Below are 1,244 nucleotides of genomic sequence, written 5' to 3'. Positions count from 1 at the left end.
CATTGTGAAGCGGCTGTTCCAAGCGGGCAGGACAAGGTATCGTGGCATCAAGAAGAACCTGCTCCGTTACTATCTGCTCTTTGCATCGGCGAACCTCGTCATGTGCTTGAGGGCAGGAATGCAGAGGGCGTTCTGCATGACAATGGGATAAGTGCGCCCTTTTTCCCAAATTTCCCGGTGAAACGGGCGATTCGGGGAAGAAAAAGGGGCAATGAGAGCAGTATTGCACGCTCTTTTGTATTGCAATTTGTGAAATTTGTGTCTGCGGATCAGCTGGCTGTGATTATCCACTATTTATCAGTGATTCCTTGAAAATGTTTCTTAATTAAATCACTGTTCAACTTGCTCTTGCAATTCACGCTTTTCTTTTTCAATTTGCATCTCTTGCAGGACGATGTGAGGATGACAGGCAGCGAATTCTTTCTCCACCATCGCGATTACGTCATCGGGCGTATAAGGGGCGCTGTTTTCCGTTGCCAGTATGAACGAGCAGCCAGAGAGAAAAGAGGTGCAGACGAGCGCTGTGGCAGTGAGGATGCGAGGCAGGATTCGTTTCATGATGGGCTCCTACTGCCTACAGACACTTTACGGCTCGATGGGGAAATAATCCGCAGGGACGGGGGCGAGGATGCCGACAAAGACAAAGTCCTTCGCGCCTGTATTTTTCATCCCGTGGCACATGCCCTTCGCTGAGACGATGACATCGCCCTTCGCGATGGGGTGCTCCTCTCCGGGGGCAGGGTAAAAGACGCCCTCTCCCTCAATGCAGATCCATATATCATCTGCATTGGCGTGACCGTGCGGCTGAATCATCTGCCCGGGCTTTATGACCCAGACGACGCCGCTCGTTGACTCCGTGCTGTAGATTGGCGTGCGCGTTGCGACATTGCCCGCCTTTGCCACATCTGCCACGCGAAAACGGCGCGTTGCAAAATCGTTTGTGATTTCATTTGCCATGATGTTTGCTCCTTTCGGAACTTCGTATTTTATATCGTTTTAGGGCGCTCAGTCAAAGTAATCATCGTCATATCCTTCGCCGTAGTCGTTCCAATCATTATATAGATCATCCGCGTGAATTGCAAGAGCAAGTTGAACAGTGATTTAATTAAGAAACGTTTTCAATAGCGTATACTTCATCCAAGAAGGTGTTAAACAGTTCTGCCGGTGTTTGATAGCCGAAAACTCGGCGAGGGCGGCTGTTTATCTCATCCGCTATGTTTAGGATGTCCTCGTCACTGTATCCA

At 49.6% G+C, this 1,244-nt stretch carries 2 protein-coding genes and 1 pseudogene; all 3 read right to left on the bottom strand.

Annotated elements, in window-relative coordinates; all coding sequences use genetic code 11:
* Positions 1 to 330: 330 nt before the first annotated feature.
* The gene (locus HMPREF9081_RS12645; protein ID WP_009438430.1) at positions 331 to 558 is read right to left on the bottom strand and encodes a hypothetical protein; all 228 of its coding nucleotides are present in this window, start codon (positions 556 to 558) and stop codon (positions 331 to 333) included.
* Positions 559 to 585: 27 nt separating this feature from the next.
* Positions 586 to 957, bottom strand: coding sequence for a cupin domain-containing protein (locus HMPREF9081_RS12640; protein WP_009438478.1), 372 nt, complete (start codon positions 955 to 957; stop codon positions 586 to 588).
* 148 nt (positions 958 to 1,105) lie between these two features.
* Positions 1,106 to 1,244, bottom strand: a pseudogene (locus HMPREF9081_RS14855) (IS30 family transposase); the annotation flags it as partial.

The organism is Centipeda periodontii DSM 2778 (assembly GCF_000213975.1).
Taxonomy (GTDB): domain Bacteria; phylum Bacillota; class Negativicutes; order Selenomonadales; family Selenomonadaceae; genus Centipeda; species Centipeda periodontii.
This window is presented reverse-complemented; position numbering and strand designations above follow the sequence as displayed.

Bases quoted from the DNA above. Each gene is read 5' to 3' on its own strand.
- HMPREF9081_RS12645 (WP_009438430.1), bottom strand. From the start codon at position 558: ATGAAACGAATCCTGCCTCGCATCCTCACTGCCACAGCGCTCGTCTGC.
- HMPREF9081_RS12640 (WP_009438478.1), bottom strand. From the start codon at position 957: ATGGCAAATGAAATCACAAACGATTTTGCAACGCGCCGTTTTCGCGTG.